The 18,905-nt window shown below is 46.1% G+C and carries 14 protein-coding genes; 8 read left to right on the forward strand and 6 right to left on the reverse strand.

Translation table 11 applies throughout. The features are described from left to right. The first annotated feature begins 59 nt into the window (after nucleotides 1-59). Both ACMXI2_RS08035 and ACMXI2_RS08040 read left to right on the forward strand, forming a co-directional pair. Complete coding sequence (locus ACMXI2_RS08035) at nucleotides 60-971, forward strand: DUF4382 domain-containing protein (RefSeq protein WP_483781172.1); 912 nt, start codon at nucleotides 60-62, stop codon at nucleotides 969-971. Between the two features lie 221 nt (nucleotides 972-1,192). Then, nucleotides 1,193-1,792, forward strand: a complete 600-nt coding sequence (locus tag ACMXI2_RS08040; RefSeq protein ID WP_483781173.1) for a toxin-antitoxin system YwqK family antitoxin — start codon at nucleotides 1,193-1,195, stop codon at nucleotides 1,790-1,792. A 642-nt stretch (nucleotides 1,793-2,434) separates the two neighbouring features. Here the strand turns inward: ACMXI2_RS08040 and ACMXI2_RS08045 are convergent. Further along, nucleotides 2,435-4,831, reverse strand: coding sequence for a glycoside hydrolase family 31 protein (locus tag ACMXI2_RS08045; RefSeq protein ID WP_483781174.1), 2,397 nt, complete (start codon nucleotides 4,829-4,831; stop codon nucleotides 2,435-2,437). Between the two features lie 254 nt (nucleotides 4,832-5,085). Continuing rightward, a complete protein-coding gene (locus ACMXI2_RS08050; protein ID WP_483781175.1) occupies nucleotides 5,086-6,189 on the reverse strand; it encodes a WD40/YVTN/BNR-like repeat-containing protein in 1,104 nt (367 codons plus the stop codon). Between the two features lie 145 nt (nucleotides 6,190-6,334). On the opposite strand from ACMXI2_RS08050, the gene ACMXI2_RS08055 reads away from it, so the two are divergent. After that, nucleotides 6,335-9,436: a sensor histidine kinase gene (locus ACMXI2_RS08055; RefSeq protein ID WP_483781176.1), complete on the forward strand. Its 3,102-nt coding sequence runs from the start codon at nucleotides 6,335-6,337 to the stop codon at nucleotides 9,434-9,436. A 47-nt stretch (nucleotides 9,437-9,483) separates the two neighbouring features. Further along, a complete protein-coding gene (locus ACMXI2_RS08060) occupies nucleotides 9,484-10,152 on the forward strand; it encodes a response regulator transcription factor (protein WP_483781177.1) in 669 nt (222 codons plus the stop codon). A gap of 291 nt (nucleotides 10,153-10,443) precedes the next feature. On the opposite strand, the gene ACMXI2_RS08065 is transcribed toward ACMXI2_RS08060, so the two are convergent. After that, entirely contained in the window at nucleotides 10,444-10,593 is a 150-nt protein-coding gene (locus ACMXI2_RS08065) for a hypothetical protein (protein ID WP_159454179.1), read from the reverse strand. A gap of 337 nt (nucleotides 10,594-10,930) precedes the next feature. On the opposite strand from ACMXI2_RS08065, the gene ACMXI2_RS08070 reads away from it, so the two are divergent. The 4 genes from ACMXI2_RS08070 to ACMXI2_RS08085 are packed head-to-tail and all read left to right on the forward strand — an operon-like array spanning nucleotide 10,931 to nucleotide 16,669. Then, on the forward strand, nucleotides 10,931-12,838 hold the full coding sequence (locus ACMXI2_RS08070; protein ID WP_483781178.1) for a DNA topoisomerase IV subunit B: 1,908 nt from the start codon (nucleotides 10,931-10,933) through the stop codon (nucleotides 12,836-12,838). A gap of 8 nt (nucleotides 12,839-12,846) precedes the next feature. Next, nucleotides 12,847-13,713 (forward strand): DUF1835 domain-containing protein, encoded by an 867-nt coding sequence (locus tag ACMXI2_RS08075; protein ID WP_483781179.1) that lies wholly within the window; start codon nucleotides 12,847-12,849, stop codon nucleotides 13,711-13,713. After that, nucleotides 13,710-14,114, forward strand: a complete 405-nt coding sequence (locus tag ACMXI2_RS08080) for a hypothetical protein (protein WP_363435147.1) — start codon at nucleotides 13,710-13,712, stop codon at nucleotides 14,112-14,114. The genes ACMXI2_RS08075 and ACMXI2_RS08080 overlap by 4 nt, the downstream gene beginning before the upstream one ends. A gap of 17 nt (nucleotides 14,115-14,131) precedes the next feature. Beyond that, nucleotides 14,132-16,669, forward strand: a complete 2,538-nt coding sequence (locus ACMXI2_RS08085; protein WP_483781180.1) for a DNA gyrase/topoisomerase IV subunit A — start codon at nucleotides 14,132-14,134, stop codon at nucleotides 16,667-16,669. A 70-nt stretch (nucleotides 16,670-16,739) separates the two neighbouring features. On the opposite strand, the gene ACMXI2_RS08090 is transcribed toward ACMXI2_RS08085, so the two are convergent. The 3 genes from ACMXI2_RS08090 to ACMXI2_RS08100 form a co-directional block, all read right to left on the reverse strand. Further along, the gene (locus tag ACMXI2_RS08090; protein ID WP_483781181.1) at nucleotides 16,740-17,165 is read right to left on the reverse strand and encodes a MarR family winged helix-turn-helix transcriptional regulator; all 426 of its coding nucleotides are present in this window, start codon (nucleotides 17,163-17,165) and stop codon (nucleotides 16,740-16,742) included. 346 nt (nucleotides 17,166-17,511) lie between these two features. Further along, nucleotides 17,512-17,901 (reverse strand): cupin domain-containing protein, encoded by a 390-nt coding sequence (locus ACMXI2_RS08095; RefSeq protein WP_483781182.1) that lies wholly within the window; start codon nucleotides 17,899-17,901, stop codon nucleotides 17,512-17,514. A 9-nt stretch (nucleotides 17,902-17,910) separates the two neighbouring features. Next, the gene (locus ACMXI2_RS08100) at nucleotides 17,911-18,885 is read right to left on the reverse strand and encodes a hypothetical protein (RefSeq protein WP_483781183.1); all 975 of its coding nucleotides are present in this window, start codon (nucleotides 18,883-18,885) and stop codon (nucleotides 17,911-17,913) included. Nucleotides 18,886-18,905: the final 20 nt, after the last annotated feature.

The raw sequence follows: 18,905 nt of genomic DNA on the forward strand, positions 1-18,905 counted from the left end.
TGTTTCAACCAGATCAATTCGTCCATATTTTTATTTAGTTACATAAAACCGTTCTTTTTATGAAAAACATTCTCCGCAAACCGGGGCATGGTTTGGTGATGGCAGTGTTGGCTGCTGTTACATTAGCAGGCGCCTGTAAAAAGGATAATTCTGCTTCTACCACGCCTATTCCGGACAATAAGCAAAAAGTAAGTCTTTATTTGTCAGATGATCCGGGTTACTTCGACAAAGTATTACTGGACATCCGTAGTGTGGAAGTGCTGGTGGACACCTGCGGTAAAACGGACGACGACAACTGGTCGGACCGGGACCGTTGCTGGTGGGATGAAGACCGCGACCACGACCGGAACAGCGGGCGGGATACCTGTCAGTTGTGGGATTCATTGGATATTAACCCTGGTGTTTATGACCTGCTGACATTGAGGAACGGAGCCGATACCCTGCTGGCCGGCGGTGTGGTAGCAAAAGGAACGATGGAACGGATCCGTATTACCATTGGCGACCAGAATTCGCTGGTAAAGGACGGTGTTACTTACCCGGTGAAATCGATCTCCGGTCAATCGAAGATCATTGTGCGGGTGCGTCATAACGAGTGGGACGAGCTGAGTGCGGATAATCTGCAGTTGTGGCTGGACTTTGATGTACAGCGCTCTATTATCAGAACATGGAATGGAAAATTCATCCTCAAACCCTACATTAGCGTATTTACCATTCTTAAAATGGGCAGTATTTCAGGTAAGGTAACCCCGTGGGATGCTTACCCGGTGATTTCTATTTACAACAACAGCAGTGATACGTTATATGCGCTGCCGTGGAGAAGCGGAGAGTATAAGGTACGTGGTTTGAAAGTGGGCGACGACTGGAATGTTTTTGTAAATGCCTCCAACGGTTACCAGGATACTACGGTTACCGGTGTGAAGGTAGAACGGGGGAAAGATACGCGGATAGGGAATATCCAGCTGCATAAGTAACGCGCGCGTAGTTTGTCTTTCTCAGGATTAAACTGATTACGCTGATTTGATCACTTTTGATTTTAAAGGATTTGGGGAGATATAAGCGAAAATATCCGCTTATATCTCCCCAAATCCTTTAAAATCAAAAGTGATCAAATCCCTGAATCAGTATAATCAGCGTAATCAGCGAGAAAGACAACATCCGCGTAAAATATTTAACTTGTGACAAAGTAATATCTATGAAGAAACTGTTGTTTTTATACCTGTTGTTATTGAGTGTTTGCAGCATGGGAATGGCCCAGGCGAAGGTTAACCAGCGCGACGGGCAAAGCCGGAAGCAGGGGCGTTGGGTAGAGGAAGTGGGAGAAGTGCGGGGGGAGCCGGGTTATACGTGGGAAGGCGTGTATAAAAATGACCGGAAGGAAGGTGTTTGGAAAAAGACTTCTGCTATTGGTAATTTACTGGCGGAGGAAACTTATAAGAACAATGTGCTGGATGGTTATTGCAAGTATTATTTCCCTAACGGGAAGCTGAGTGAGGAGGGTGCTTTCCTGGCCACTGAAATTGAGGGGCAGCGGGATACGATCATGATCATTGATCCGGTGACCAATGCGGAAACGCCCACGGAGATTGTAAGACTAGGTAATTCCGTTCGTAACGGGGTGTGGAAGCTATATGATGAAGAAACGGGGAAGATGGTGAAGGAGTATTATAAGCGGGGGGAAACCGTTACCGCAGATGAGTTGGGAGATAGTACCGAAGTTGCCGCCCCTGCTGTAAAGAAGGCTCCGCTGCAGCTGCCGCATGAAAATGCCGGTAAGCAGAAAAAGAAGGGGTAACCAAAATGAACAGACGGGAAGCTAAAATGAACAAAAAGATTTGTCTGTTTTAGCTTTTTTTATGTAATTTCATCAACAGGATGTGATCTTATAGAACCCGTAAGTCACCAATAAGTTTTTATTGCCAATCCTTTTAACTTGTTTGTATGAAAAGCCTTACTATCAACCACGCAGAAAATCCTCAGGAACTACACGGAATTGAATATACTACTGACCGGATGGAAATCCTTTTCAGAGCTATTTTTATCTTTTTGGTGTTTTGTGCATTGACATCTATTTTCTTCTTGTCTATTTTTTATTAAGCATAAACAATTATCATCAACGTGAAAAAGGCTCAATGATGGTGATTCATCGTTGAGCCTTTCCGTTTTTATGAATTGCTAAATTGATTTTTTAAGATGTAACTCTTATTCAGAGTGGATCTACAGGTCATTTTCCATAATTTCTGATTCCGGGACTCTTAATTCAATGTTAAGGAGTTATTCATTTTGTTCATTATGCGTTTATCGCCTCTGCACATTTTGTACAATGATATTAAGCATCTACTTTTATATTTCTAAAGTTGGCATAGGTTATGAAACCGGCGCGAGATCTCTATCTGAAGTGCCTTTCTTTTTTCTTACCACTTTAGCGGATCTGTTTCTACTTCATTGATATTTCTTCAAAGTTTCTTGGTACAACAAATGACACGGTATTATCTGCCAGCAGGTTTTCCGGCAGTAAGGCAATGGCTTGTCCGTCTACCAGCAGGGTAGTGGGTTTGAAGGGAATGCCATGTACAATGATCCGGTGATTTTTGTACGATGTTTCGTAGTTGATATAAGATTGTTTTTTAAGATAAAATTGTTGAGTAGTAGAACGTTGTTTGAAGCGGATGACGTTATACTGTCCGTTTTTGTAGCCGTAGTGATCGCCGGCATCTTCGTACAGTACGCTTTTCACTTCTGTGTCACCGAAGTAAACATGCAGCAGCATTTCTGTAACCGGTGTTTGCTGGGTGTACTGCATTTCCGGGAATTCCGGTAATACAGCGCCGGCCTTTACAAACAGGGGGATTTCGTCCAGTGGTGTTTTTACTTTGATTTCTTTTGCGCCTGCATATTTCTGATCGTTCCAGAAATAGTACCAGTTGCCTGCGGGTAGGTATACTGCTTTTTCCTGCATGCCTTTTTCGCTTACATGACTGATCAGCAGGGAATCGCCAAACATAAATTCATGCGAGCAGTTATGCGTGGCCACGTCTGTTTGCGCCACGAAAGCCAGGGGGCGCAGCATGGGCGTGCCGTGGGTGGCGTATTGCCAGAAGGTGGTATACAGGTAGGGGAGCAGTTTATATCTTAACGTAATAAACCTGGTCACTACTTTTTCGTACTCTGGTCCAAAGCTCCAGGGCTCCTGGTTGAAGCCGGTTTCATTACTGGCGGAGTGGGTACGCATGAGCGGGTGGAAAACGGCCAGTTGAATCCAGCGGGTATACAGTTCGCCATCGGGTTCGCCGATGAAGCCGCCGATATCGCTGCCGGTAAATGAAATACCGGAAACGGCTAAACGCTGGCATTGCACGCTGGCCAGCCAGAGGTGTTCCCAGCTGGATACGTTATCGCCGGTCCATACGGAAGACCAGCGCTGTGCGCCGGCATAGCAGGAGCGGGTAATGAGAAAGGAGCGGTTGGGCATCAGGTATTTTTTCATACCGGCTGCGGTGGCCTTGCTCATCAGGTGGCCGTATACGTTATGGGCCTTGCGGTGACTTACCTCTTCGCCGTCGTAGTCGTGGCGGACATCTTCAGGGAATGAGCCCATTTCAAATACGGCGGGTTCGTTCATATCGTTCCATACGCCGCGTACGCCGGTTTCGGCCAGGCTTTTGAACAGGCTGCTCCACCACTCCCGTACTTCGGGGTTGGTGTAGTCGGGGAATACGCATTTGCCGGGCCAAACGTCTCCTTCCATGAGTGCGCCATCGGCGCGTTTGCAGAAGTAGTTGTTTTTGATGCCTTCCTGGTACACGGCGTAGTCGGCGTCTACCTTAATGCCCGGATCAATGATCACTACTACTTTAAAACCTTCAGCGGCCAGTTCTTTGATCAATCCTGCGGGATCGGGGAACCATTCCTTGTTCCAGGTAAAGCAGCGGAAGCCGTCCATATAATCGATATCCAGGTAGATGACATCGCAGGGGATCTTCCGTTTCCGGAATTCTTTTGCGATTTCTTTTACGCGGGTGTCGGGGTAGTAGCTCCAGCGGCACTGGTGGTATCCTAATGCCCATAATGGCGGCAGTTCGGGGGTACCGGTGATTTTTGTATAGGATTCGGCCACTTCCAGCAGGTCGGGGCCGTAAATAAAGTAGTAGTTCATTTCACCGCCGCGGGCCCAGAAACTGCAGGCATCTTCCCTTTCTTTACCAAAATCAAAGATGGTGCGGAAGGTGTTATCGAAGAAAATGCCGTAGCCGATGCCATGATGCAGGCCGTAATAGAAAGGGATGTTCCTGTACAGGGGGTCGGTATCTTTCTGATAACCATAGGCATCTGTTCCGTAGTTTTCCAGGCGTTTACCCCGGAGATTCAGCTCGGTGGGTTTATCGCCCAATCCGTAGAAGCATTCCCCTTCCTGTACTAACTTACTGCAATACTGGATTTTACCTCCTTTGAGGAGGTAGTGCTGCCAGTGGTAACCCATTTCATCCTGGTTGATCACTTTCCCTTCCTTATCTGAGATGGTGATGCGGAGGTTATCGCGTGCTATAAATATCTTTAGTTCGTCTGTATAGATCTCAAAAGTTTCTTCCCACTCTTTGATACCGAATGCGATGGGTGATTCTTCCAGCGTATCGCTGGTGGCGTAGGAGAAGTCCCGTTGAAAAGAGCCTTCCGCAGCATATCTGAAGCGGATGATCTTGTCGGCAATTACCCTTATTTCGAGAATTGTTTCTGTAGTATAAAAACAAAAATAGTTTCCTTCTTTTTTCCAATCCCTGATACCATCGGGATAGTGTTTGGCGCCGTATTTACTGGACGAGGTTTCAACTTGCATAATCTCTTTTTCTGGATGCGCGGTAATGCGTTAACGAGGTCTTAAATTACATAAAAAAATCAGAGTAGTGGTAGTCCTTTTGCGTTAGATGCTTCTTTTTCTACGTTTACCCTTTAAATTAGCTGCTTTGCAAAAAATCTCCCCAGGTAAATAAATTACTTATTAACTTCATATCAATAAATTTACTTTTTGCTTTAACCTATTTTAGTGGGTGCACCTTTCCAGGAGCACCTTTTTGTTGGCAGCGGGCCGGGTTAACGGTGGTCCAGCACCCCGATTTCTTTTGCGGCTACATATACTTTCGTTCCTTTCCTTGCTTTTGCGGCGACATTAAATCCTTTACCGATTTTTTTCCAGTGATGACCGCCATCTTCTGAAATATCAGTGCCGGAAGTACCCGTAGCGATGAGCAGTTGCGGGGTGATCCAGGCCACGCAGGAGCGGTATCCGCCGGGAGGGGCAGCGGGAGCTTCCCAGCTGCGGCCGCCGTTGGCCGTGAGCATACAGTTGCCTGTGCGGGCGGTATCCTGCTTATAGTCGCCCCCTACGGCGATCCCGTTGGCAGTGTCGCGGAAGGCGATGGAAAATACGCCGGTAGTACTGCTGCCCTGTATCAGCGGGATCGTGTAGGCTTGCCCGTTATCCCCGCTTTTAAAGAGCCGGGCTACCTTGCCGCCGGTGGCGAAGTAAACGTTGTTCCCGGGAAACAGCGCCATGCTGGTGCCGCTGGCGGCGAAGATGGCTTCTCCTTCTGCAGCAGACGGCAGAGTGGGAGTGGGATCGGCTTTCCAGCTGCGGCCGCCGTTATGTGTCCGGATGACAGTAAATTTCCCGTCGATCGGATCACCAATAGCGATGCCTTCCTGTTCGTTAAAAAACTGCATGGCATCAAAGAAAATGCCCGGCCTGTTATCGTAGAATACCTGCTTCCAGGAATTTCCCCCATCTTCCGTTAAAAAAATCAGCGCCGGGGCGCCGGCATTCAAAACAATGGCTTTACGGGCATCAAAAGCATACAGTGAACGCCAGTCGCAGCTATCGCAGCCGGTAACGGTGGTCCATTTCCAGTGTTTACCACCGTTGGTGCTGTTGCCGACCTTGCCGCCGGTACCGGAAGCCCATACCACCTCATCTGTTACCACGCTGAGGCCCCGGATACTTTGAACCGGAGTAGCCGATATGATGTTTATATGATAACCGGTTGCCATTTCCTGGGCGGCTGCCGGGCGAAAAGCAAATATTAAAGTATAGCATCCCAACAGCAACAGGCGGCGCCATGTCCTGCATTTGTGAGTGATAAAGGGCCACTGCCGGGTATTTAAGCCTGGCCTGCCGGGTGTGGTGTTGGCTGTATTCATAAAGCATTTCGTTTATTCCCAATCTGTTACCGGGAAGAAAATTACAAAATTGCTACAAAGTGTGACGCAGATTTATATATTTGCAGATTACCTAACCTGCTTACTCACTAACAATATTCCAGTGCATCAACCGCATCGCTTAAAAATGTTTATCCTATGCTGTATATGGGGGCTCTTCCCCGGGATACTGCATGCGCAGGACAAACCATACATTTTTGACAGCTATAGCGTTAATGAGGGCCTTTCTCAAAGCACGGTATTCGATATCACCCGCGACGACCAGGGATTTATGTGGATTGCCACCCGCGACGGGATTAACCGTTTTGATGGCTATACCTTTAATGAATACCGGTATAAACCAAGCTCTCTTTACAAGGCGGGCGAAGGAAAAGGGGAGCTGGTAGCCCGCGGATCTACCGGCAACCGCGCGGTTATCAACCGTTTTGATCTGAAAGGGTATAAAGGTTTTTCTTTTTATAAAGACAGTCGCTCCCAACTGCTGCTGGCCCACAACAACGGGATCAGCGTGTACGATAAATACAAGAATAATTTTAGCAAACTGCTGGAAGATACAACCATTATAAATGCTGCGGAACGTGACAGTAATGTGAAGTTTGAGATCCTGGGAGAAGATACGGCCACAAATACGCTGTGGATATGGCGACCCATGAAAGGCATCTATGTGCTGGATAATACCACTTACGCCATACGTCGCATCATCCTGTATCCGCCGCAGTTTATGCAAAGAGGGATATTACCTTCCGCAGTGATGAAAGATGGGAATACCATCTGGATGAACGGGGATCAGGGCGAACTTTTTTCCCTGAATATCAAAAATCTCCGCATCTCCACCTATTGTTTGCCGGGTGTGGGCGACAGGCCATTGCTGCGCAACCTGAACAAAGACTCCATGATCATTATCAGTGCAGGTCATATTACGCTCTTCAACAAGCAACGCAACAAATTCAGCGACCTGGTTTTTGATATGAAGAATGAAAAGGGGGAGCCATTCATTCCCGCTGTGTCTGAACTGGATCAGTACGGCAACGTATGGATAGGCGGAAGCGATGGCGTGCTGATATACAGTATTGCGCTTAATGAAATTGTGCGGCATATTGTGAGCTTTAATACTTTTGAAACGCGGTCGTTCAATGATGTATCGTGGCTTTACCGTGATGTAGCAGACAACATGTGGGTAGGCACAGACGGCGATGGTCTGAAAAAATATTCCCCGCATAAAAAAGTATTTAACCTTTACCGTTCGCCTTACATCACGCATAACATGGTGCAGGCCGTGTACAAGCATGATGATGGCAAGTTGTATGTGGGACTGATGAGAGATGGGTTGAATATTTATGAAGACGGGGGAAAATTCCTGGAGCGTATTTCCAATGAATTATATCCGGGGAAATTTCCGGGCAACGATCTGGGCGCTATTTGCAGAGAGAATGGAGATCAGCTCTGGCTGCACTTTGCGGGGATGCACATCGGCCTGTTCAATGTGGAAACCAAATCGTTCCTGGATCTCACAGGAAAGGTAACGGCATTGGGTTTACCTACGCAGCTTGCGCCCTTCCCCTTCCTGTTTAAGCGCACCAACGGACAATTATATTTCAATTATGGCGGCTACCTGCTGATGTTTGACAATACCGAGAAAGGATATGAAGTAGCTGTAGTACATAATTTTTCAGATGAAGTATTGACTGCTTTTTATGAAGATTATCTGGGTAATCAGTACGTGGGTACGAAATCGGCGTTGTATATAAAACGTGTAGCTGACTCCCGTTGGAAAAGCGTGTTCCTTGCTCCCGGCACTACCGTAAAATCCATCAATAAAAATGCGCATAAAGAGTTGCTGGTGGCCACCAACAAAGGATTGTTCATCCTGGATGATGCAGGCCGTATCAAGCAGCATTACAACAGTTACGACAATCCCAAACTGATCAATGATTATATGTATGGCGTGTTGCTGGATGATAGAGACCGGATCTGGGTGAGCCATAATAAAGGACTGTCACAGATCAATCCGTTGACAGGTGAAATTACTACTTATAATTATGAAGATGGATTACAGTCGAACGAGTTTAACACCGGTGCATTTTACAAGTCAATCGACGGCGAATTATTTTTTGGCGGTATCCGTGGTGTGAATGGATTTTATCCAAAGAATTTCCGGGACAATTTATCCAATGCCAAAGTGATCATCCGCCGGATGGAGGTGCTGGACAAGCCTTATGAATCTGACACGGCCATTTCGTTGCTGAAGAAAATAGAGTTGCCTTATAACCAGAATACCATTGCGATAGAATTTGTGCCGCTGGAGTATACCAATCCGTTAAAGAACAAGGTGCAGTATAAGCTGGAAGGCGCGGATGAGGACTGGGTACAGGCCGGAACTTTCAGGATGGCGCGTTACACCAACCTGCATCCCGGCAGTTATGTGTTTAAGTTGAGAGCATCGAATAATGATGATATCTGGAGTACCGTTCCCACCACACTGGAGATCGTGATCCGGATTCCTTTCTGGCAGTCGCTGTGGTTCCGCTTTTTATTATTGCTGTTGCTGCTGGGCATTGCTTATTATTTCTCTACCCTGTATCTGGATTATAAGATCCGGCATGAGAAGCTGAAGCTGGAAAAGGAGCAGGCGGTAGACCAGGAGCGGGCGCGTATTTCCAGTGACATGCATGATGATCTTGGATCCGGGTTATCTACGATCCGGTTGCTGAGTGAAGTGGCTAAGCGGAAAATTCAGGATCCATCCCAGACGCGGGAAGTGGAGCGGATTTCTGAAACGGCGGGAGAAATGGTGGACAAGATGAGTGAGATTATCTGGGCGATGAGTTCATCCAATGATTCGCTGGCCAACCTGATTGCTTATATGAGAAGTTTTGCGGCCGAATTCCTGGAGCATGCGCACATCACGCATCAGTTTTATATTCCTGAAACGATTCCAAACATTAAGTTGAGTGGTGGTACGCGGAGGAATATTTACCTGGCGGTGAAAGAATCGTTGCATAATGTAGTGAAACATGCGAAGGCGACAGAGGTAATTGTGGAAGTGAAGATGCATAAAAATATGACGATAATGATTAAGGACAATGGAAAAGGGTTTGACCAGGAGAAGGTGAGGTTGTTTGGAAACGGATTAAAAAATATCCAGAAAAGAATGATATCAGTTGGAGGAAATGCGGATATCAGCTCGAATAATGGAACAATAGTTTTTCTCGATATCCCACTAAATTAACATACATTTGTTTTTAATAACATTTAAGTGTTATAATTCCTTTAAACATGACGGTATACTCAAAGAAGAAGTCCCAGGATAACATGGAGACTATCACTATTGCGATAGTAGAAGACAATCATGATATCCGCACGGCTATGGAATTGCTGATTAATGGTTCTGACGGTTATGCCTGTGTAGGGACATTCAATAATGCGGAAACTGCCGTGGAGCAAATCCCTCAATTGATGCCTAATGTAGTGTTGATGGATTTCAACCTGCCGGGTGGTATGAATGGTATTGAATGTATTGCGCAGTTGAAGCGGGAGCATCCTGATATGCAGTTTATGATGCTGACAGTGTATGAAGATGACGATAAAATCTTTATGGCGCTGGAGGCAGGTGCGAGTGGTTATATTCTTAAAAAAACATCTCCGGGTGAATTACTGGAAGCCATCCGAGATTTATATGATGGCGGTTCCCCGATGAGTTCGCAGATAGCGAGGAGAGTGGTGGCATTTTTCCAGAAGCAGGCGAAGCCGAATCCGGCGCTTGAAGCATTGACTACACGTGAAAAAGAAATCCTGGATCAGTTGTCGAAAGGTTATTTGTACAAAGAAATTGCCAGTAACCTGTTTATCAGTATTGAAACGGTAAGACGCCACGTACATAATATTTATGAAAAGCTGCATGTACGCAGCCGTACTGATGCGGTGAATAAATATTATAACAGATAGTCAGTAATTCAGGGATTTTATTGTTTGCTGAACAGGAAGCAATAAAATCCCTGAATGTTTTTCAACGGTGTGCTGTTTTAGGTTTGAACACCAGGTGCACAGATAATACCACAGCAGCAATCAACAGGCAGGCAAGTTTAAATAACAGACCAGTTTTCATAGGATAGGGATTTACGGTTAATAGGTAATATGGTTAAGGCATAACACTCCCTGATGGCTATTGCCAGGCTGATGTGACCAGTTGTGAATATTGTATGAAAGCCGTTTGTTGGTAAAAGCAGGTAAAATTGATCATCGCATCATTTGCCATGCATCAAATTTCCGGATAAGGCGAAGGAATTTATTTCCGATGCTGTTATCCTCTTCTTTTTTAATGAAGTAAGTAGCTACGAGTGCTACCAGAAAAACTGCGGTAAGCAGGATTAGGAATAGTATTTTCATAAGGACATAGGTTAGGATATCTCAAAATTGTTGACTTATGTAAATATAAATAAAATTCTGATATAAGGATTCATTCACATTAGTTTTTTTTATACCATTTTCATGTGATACTTCCCGAAAATCCCCAAAACTGTTCATTATCTCCCGGAAATATAAAATTTAACAGTCTTAATACATTGGTAATAAATAATGTAAGCATAGTGTATAACTTATACTTGGGATGATTCCCTGAATCCTTTATTTTTGCCAGCAATCAGATTTTGCTAAAAGATTTAGTATCCTTGCAAAACATTGCATGACCTGCGAAACAATAGTATTTAGGAAATTATAATATATTATGGCAAACACGGACAAAACGGATAACAAAGATCTATTTGCTTCCTATACGGAAGACTCCATACGGTCGCTGGACTGGCGGGAGCATATCCGCCTCCGGCCTGGTATGTATATCGGTAAACTGGGTGATGGATCGAGTATGGATGATGGTATTTACATCCTGCTTAAAGAGGTAACGGATAACTGTATTGACGAGCATACGATGGGCTTTGGCAAACAGGTTGATATCAAAGTAACGGAGCATCATGTCACCATCCGCGATTTTGGCCGGGGAATTCCTTTGGGAAAGGTGGTGGATGTAGTGAGTAAGATCAATACCGGCGCCAAGTACGATAGCAAAGCCTTTCAGAAATCAGTTGGTTTGAACGGGGTAGGTACCAAAGCAGTAAATGCTTTGTCCAGTTACTTCAAGGTGCAGTCTGTTCGTGACGGCCGCATGAAAACCGCTGAGTTTGAGAGAGGGGTTTTAATAAAAGAGCATAAAGAAACCGCGACTACGGAACCCAATGGTACCCTGGTTACGTTCACACCGGACGACACGGTATTTAAGAACTACCGTTTTATCCCGGAATTCCTGGAGAACCAGATCTGGAACTATTGTTTTTTGAATGCGGGTCTCACCGTTAGCTTTAACGGCAAGAAATACATTTCAAAGAATGGTTTGCTGGATTTGCTGCAGCGTAAAACGAATGAAGAGGATCTGCGTTACCCGATCATTCACCTGAAGGGAGAAGATATTGAAGTAGCGATTACCCATGAGAGCCAGTACGGAGAAGAGTATTATTCTTTTGTAAACGGGCAGCATACCACCCAGGGTGGTACGCACCTGGCGGCTTTCCGGGAGGCGTTTGTAAAAACGGTGCGCGACTTCTACAAGAAAGATTACGAGGCTACTGATATCAGGGCATCTATTTGTGCGGCGGTATCCATCCGGGTACAGGAGCCGGTATTTGAATCGCAAACGAAAACCAAGCTGGGGTCACAGGTAGTTTTTGAAAATGGGCCGTCTGTAAAGGCGTTTGTACTGGAATTCCTTTCCAAACATCTCGACGATTACCTGCACCGTAACCCGGCGATTGCCGATGCGTTGAAGAAGCGTATTGAGCAGAGTGAGCGTGAGCGCAAGGAGCTGGCGGGTATCAAGAAACTGGCGAATGAAAGAGCGAAGAAAGCTAACCTTCATAACAAGAAGCTGCGCGACTGCCGTTTGCACCTGAATGATGAGCTTACGGGGAAAGATAAGGGAGAACAGGAAGCCCGGAGGTTGGATTCCACCATCTTTATTACAGAGGGTGATTCTGCCAGTGGTTCCATCACCAAATCGCGCAACGTGGAAACGCAGGCGGTGTTTAGTCTGCGTGGTAAGCCGCTGAACAGTTTTGGTCTTACCAAGAAGGTGGTGTATGAGAACGAGGAGTTCAATCTCCTGCAGCATGCGTTGAATATTGAGGACGGGCTGGAAGGGCTGCGCTACAATAACATTGTGGTGGCTACCGATGCCGATGTGGATGGTATGCACATCCGTTTGTTGCTGTTGACTTTCTTCCTGCAATTTTTTCCTGACCTGGTAAAGAACGGGCACGTATATATCCTGGAAACGCCGTTGTTCCGGGTGCGTAACAAGCAGCAAACTATTTATTGCTATAATGAAGATGAGAAACAGAAGGCGGTAAAGAAGCTGGGCAACAAGCCGGAGATCACCCGTTTTAAAGGATTGGGAGAAATTTCTCCGGATGAATTTGGCCGTTTTATCGGGGAAGATATCCGTATTGAGCCGATCATTTTATCGAAAGATATTCACGTCCAGAAGTTACTGGAATACTATATGGGTAAAAATACCCAGACCCGCCAGGAGTTTATCATCAACAACCTGCGGTATGAAAAGGATTTAGTAGAAGAAACAGTATAGAAAGGCATATGGGCTTAATACACATTGTTTTTGGTCAGTCTTCAGTTCCTGTGTTGGGAGAGGCGATAGCGATGGATGAGAAAATGAGTGGAGAGATCCGCTGTTTTGAAGATGATCTGTCCGTTGGACCGTTATTTATCCTGGACACCAAAGAGGGCCGTGCCGGCCGTCGCCAGTTCTGGCAGCAGCTGGCGGGTATAGAACCGGCAGTTCCGGCAGCCGGTGAAGAACCGGCCGCGGAAGAAGTGACCGGCGATCCTGATGATGCCGATCTTTTTAAATCCCTGAAAGCGCAACTAAAGGAAGACCCCGAACAGGAAGTATGGATATGGGCCGGGCAAAACGCACGTGATGTATGCGGGTACTACTGGCTGGTAAGTCAGCTGTATGATTTTGCAGGACGCATCCATATTATTTACCTCAACAACCTGCCTTTCCTGAATGAAAAGGGAGCGGTGTTTTATCCTACACATCTGCACCAGATATTGCCAAAGGAATTCCTGAAGGCAAAGAAGCTGGCGCGTGCTATTTCACTGGCAGAATACGAGCTGGATGGCGATGAGTGGCATCGCCTGATGAATGAGAATGCAGGTATCCGTTTACTGGAAGGAGGAAAGAAGATCAAAGGAGAACCCACCCTGTTTTATGACAAGGAGTTACTGGCGCAGAGTGGAAAAGAGTTTGTAAAAGCATGGCGGGTAGTGCAGCAGGTGACGGGTAAACTGAAATACCCTGTGATGGACCAGTTCCTGGGCTGGCGGCTGAAAGAGTTGATCCGCGACGGCAAGCTGGAGAGCAGGGGCGATCTGAAAACCATTCGTGATTTTGAAGTGAAGCTGCCAGGAGAAACCGTTGAAAATCCAACCACCGTATGATAACCGTAACACCACTGGAACTGATGGGTGCTGATGACCGCGGCAGCGGTTATTTCTGGAACTGCAACCGTACGGGCGATTTCCTGGTTTGCTACCGGAATGCCGGCAGCAGCAGCGGTCAGCATTACCACGAAGGTAAAAGCGATAATAAAAATCCGGAAGTACTGTACCTGTTTACCGGCAAGGCCGCCATTCACTGGTGTGCGCTGGGAGGGCATGAAATAGTGACTACGGAGGTAACGGCGCCGGCCAGGGTAGAAGTACCTGTGAATGTGTGGCATCAGCTGGTGGCCATTACAGATTGCTGCTTTATAGAACTGAACTCCCTTGAAGATGTACAGAAAGACAGTGTACGTATCTGGCGGGAGGATTTTGAAAAAATGATTAACGTAAAACCGTAAGTGTATTATACATGGACATGGAAAATAAAACATCAGACGAATCTCTGCACAATGTCATCCACGTTGGAGGCATGTATGAGAGCTGGTTCCTGGATTACGCCTCTTATGTAATCCTGGAGCGGGCGGTGCCCAGCATGGAAGATGGGCTGAAGCCCGTACAGCGTCGTATCCTGCACGCCATGAGAGAAATGGACGATGGCCGTTATAATAAAGTGGCCAATGTGATCGGGCAAACGATGCAGTATCACCCGCATGGGGATGCTTCTATCAGTGATGCTATTGTTAACCTCGGACAAAAAGACCTGCTGATTGATACCCAGGGTAACTGGGGCGATGTAAGAACCGGTGATGATGCGGCAGCAGCCAGGTATATTGAGGCGCGCCTGTCGAAGTTTGCGCTGGATGTAGCATTTAACCCTAAAACTACTTCCTGGCAGCTTAGCTACGACGGCCGTAAAAACGAGCCACTGGCATTACCGATGAAGTTCCCGCTGCTATTGGCACAGGGAGCGGAAGGTATCGCGGTTGGTTTATCTACCAAAATATTACCACACAATTTCATTGAACTCATAGATGCTTCGATAAAATACCTCCGTGGCAAAAAGTTTGAACTGTTCCCCGATTTTGTTACCGGCGGGATGGTGGATATTGCCAGCTACAACGATGGTAAACGCGGTGGTAAAGTAAGGGTGCGTGCACATATTGAAGAGAAAGACAAAAAGACGCTGCTGATTAAGGATGTACCTTATGGTATCACCACCACGCAGCTGATGGAGTCTATTGTAAAAGCCAATGATAACGGCAAGATCAAGATCAGGAAAGTAGTGGATAATACCGCTGCGGAAGTGGAAATAGAAGTGCAGCTGGCGCCGGGTATTTCACCGGATATTACCATTGATGCGTTGTACGCATTCACGGATTGTGAAATCTCCATTTCCCCGAATGCCTGCGTAATCGTAAGTGATAAACCACAGTTCCTCACTGCTTCCGATCTGCTGAAATCTTCCGCTGATTATACCAAAGACCTGCTGAAGCAGGAACTGGAAATCAAACTGGCGGAATTACAGGAGAAATGGCACTATACCTCCCTGGAAAAACTCTTCTTTGAAAAAGGGATCTACAAGGAACTGGAGCAAAAGCATAAGGACTGGGAAACCGTACTGAATGCGATTGATAAAGGGTTTACACCGTATAAGAAACAACTGAAACGCGAAATTACCCGCGAGGATATTGTGAAACTAACGGAAAAGCCTGTACGCCGTATTTACCGGTTGGATATCAATGAACTGAATGAACAGATCAAGGGTATTGAAGCGGAAATTAAAGAAGTGAAGAATCACCTGGCGAACCTCACCGATTACACCGTGGCTTACTACGACAACCTGCTGAAGAAGTATGGTAAAGGCCGTGAACGTAAAACGGTGATCAAAACATTCGACAACATCCAGGTAGCGCAGGTGGCTATTGCCAACACTAAAATATATGTGAACCGTGCAGATGGTTTCATTGGTACTTCCCTGAAAAAAGATGAGTTTGTGGCAGATTGTTCTGACCTCGACAGCATCATTGTATTCCGCCGGGATGGTAAAATGCTGGTGACGAAAGTAGCCGATAAAACCTTTGTGGGCAAGGATATCATTCATGTGGATATTTTCCGTAAGAATGATGAGCGTACTACCTACAACATGATCTATGTGGAAGGTAAGACGGGGGTGAGCTACGCCAAACGTTTCAATGTAACGGGTGTTACACGCGACAAAGAATATGACCTGGCGCATAAAGGAGAGAAAAATTCCAAAGTGCATTACTTTTCTTCCAACCCTAACGGGGAAGCAGAAGTGGTGACCATCAAGCTGAGCCCGAACTGCAGCGCGCGTAACAAGGAGTTCGACCTGTTTTTTGAAACTATTGCGATCAAGGGACGTAGCTCTATGGGTAACGTGGTCACCAAATACCCTATCCGTGGTGTGAAGTTTAAGGAAAAAGGGGTATCTACACTGGCCGGACAAAAGATCTGGTACGATACAGAAACCGGTCGTTTGAATACCGAAGAACGTGGCGTGTATATTGGCGCTTTTGAAGGGGAAGACAAGATCTTTGTTGCCTTTAAAAATGGTACTTATGAGCTTACGAATTATGATCTTACCAACCGGTACGAGTCGAATGATGTAGTGTATATTGAGAAGTTCAACCCGGAAAAAACGGTAACGGCCATTTACTTTGACGCTGATAAGAAGCAGTTCAATGTGAAACGTTTCCGGATTGAAACGCAGACATTGAATAATAAATTCAACTTCATCAAGGAGGGGGCGAACAATTACCTGGAAATGGTGACCACGCATACCCAGCCTGTGGTGTTGCTGAAAACAGGCAAGAAACGCAGTCCGGAAGAAGAGGAAATAGACCTTTCCGAATTTGTGGAAGTTACCGGCTGGAAGGCAGTGGGAACAAGGATTGCAGGGGATGACCTGATCAGTGCAGAGTTATTGTCTGAAGATGAAGATCCGGATCCGAATGAAGAAGGACCGGCAGGCGGACAGGGCGAATTGTTCTAGTTGCCTGTTGTGGAAGATATAAAAAGCGGATAGCAAATAATGCTGTCCGCTTTTTGTTTTTGTAAGATGATTATATTTTGCCGCCCAGGTTTCTGATCATCTTTTCCAGGAAGTTGATAGCCGCCAGATATTCTTCTGTTGTGATGCCTTCCATTACTTTTTCCCGGTTTTTCACCTGGAGGGCTTCGATGGCGGCGTACTCCTGTTTCCCGGCATCCGTAAAGGAATAGAGATCATCGGTATGTTGGATCCAGTTGCGGTTGAGCAATATTTCCAGGACTTCGTCCAGCTCTGCTTCGGTGAGGAAGCGGCTTACCTGGTGGTAAAACAGCTCTTTGGAAATCTTCTCGTGCTTGTCTATATTTTTCAATACCTGCCAATGAAACCTGTTGATGTCAAAGGATTCGAAAGCTATATTGGTGTAGTGGGTGATGAGGCTGTCGGCTTCCTTCAGGTACCAGCCGATGGGCAGCTTTTGGTCTATTTCGGATTGCATAAAGTTGTTTTTAATCTTTGATGGGGGTGGTTACTTCGATCATGATAGTGTTGAAGATAAAGTAGAACCCGAAGGTCTTGCGCATGATCTGTGGCACCTGGTCCCGTACGATTCCTCCGCTTTGCAGTCGCTCCCAGGTGGCAGTTACTGCGGCTTTATCTTCCAGATAAAATCGAGGTAGGTTTCAAATAGTGTCCGGGTTGCCGGCATCTCTTTTACGCTGAGGTTTAAGTGATTAAGTTGCATTGTAATGTTGTCGGTAAATGAATGTTCGCTCTTTTATAATGCAAATATAGGAGAATGATTGTTTTTTTAAAGAAAAAAATGAATTTTTTCAGATGGGGTATTAGCTGGGATCGGCGATGAAGTTATTGTTGCTTTCCATATTCAGGGGGATATAGATCCGTTCCCATTCGTTGCCATCGGTTACTTCCCAGGTATGGCCGGGGCCGTCGATATCTTCTGCGATGAGGATAATGCCGGGTTCAAGGATGAAGGTATCGCCGTTGGTGACGGTAAATTTGAGTCTGCCTTTCAGCGTTATCACAAACTGGCGCCGGGGCGCCGGGTGGGGGATATTTTCCAGCTGACCGGTTCCGGTTTGACAAAAGAAATAGTTCACATCAATTTTGTTCCGGGTCGGAATCTTACCGGTTTCAAAGGAGCAGTCTGTTTCGTTGATATTGAAAAGCCTGATGGCCCTGATGTATGTTGATTCGTTGTCCGTTGCTGCCATGTGATTGCTTTATTGTTTCTTCTTTTGTGTGGGTTTCTTTGGTGTTGTTTGTTGAAAATCTTCTGCCGACTTTGGCTGGGTCATACTTTTTTTCTTCTGATCCAGCGGTTGCGGGGTAGGAGCGCCTTTCCCAAGCGGGATGGCATCATGAAAAATTTTATTTACATGCATCCATTTGCCGGCCTGCCATTTGAAGCCTTCGTAATCCATATCGGTTACGTAGGTGAATTTCTTCATGGGCTCATTGGTTTCAGAGATGAGGTGATCAAACACGATCATATCCAGTTCCTTGTTATAGTTGAGCGTAGCGGTGCTTTCTTTTTTATATTCAATGATAAAGCGGTTACGCGTGGGTTTTGGGGTGCTGTCTTCCGCAAAACTAAAAAACGGGCCGCCCAGTACTGGTGTTCCATTTTTAAATGTGAGCATTTCCACTATTTTCTTCTGGCTGCGGGGATTGTTGGCATCCCAGCCGAAGAGTGTATAATACTCTTTGTTGAAGTAGTGGCGGTGCACAATATTGTAATAGAGGCAGCCGTACCAGGATTTATTATCGCTGATGGTATCGGTGTTGGTCATATAATCGGAGGCGTCAAACAGGGGAAAGAGTTTCAGCTGTCCGTCGGGGGTATTCATCTGGATGGCGCCGAAATGGCGGTAGAAGCCGTTTTCGCGCTCCAGCGCCCAGGTGAAGATGCGGAAGGTGCTGTCCTGTGGATATTGAATGGAGATTGTTTTCAGGGAATCGAACGGAAAACGGAAGGAGTATTTTGTTTTCAGTGTTCTCACCAGGAGGGGAATGAATTCTTCCGTAGCCCGTTGCCGGCCATCATCGCCTTTCCCGTTGAAGATATCCTGACTAAGGACCTGCAGGGTATCCTGGTTACGCATTAACTGTTTCAGTCCTGCTGCATCCGGCTGCTGTGCCAGGGCCAGCAGGGAGATAAACACGAGGAGCAGTGACAGTAGTGGTTTTTTTGCCATATCTATTATACGGTTACGGC

The organism is Chitinophaga sp. G7 BAM 1005 (assembly GCF_057126945.1).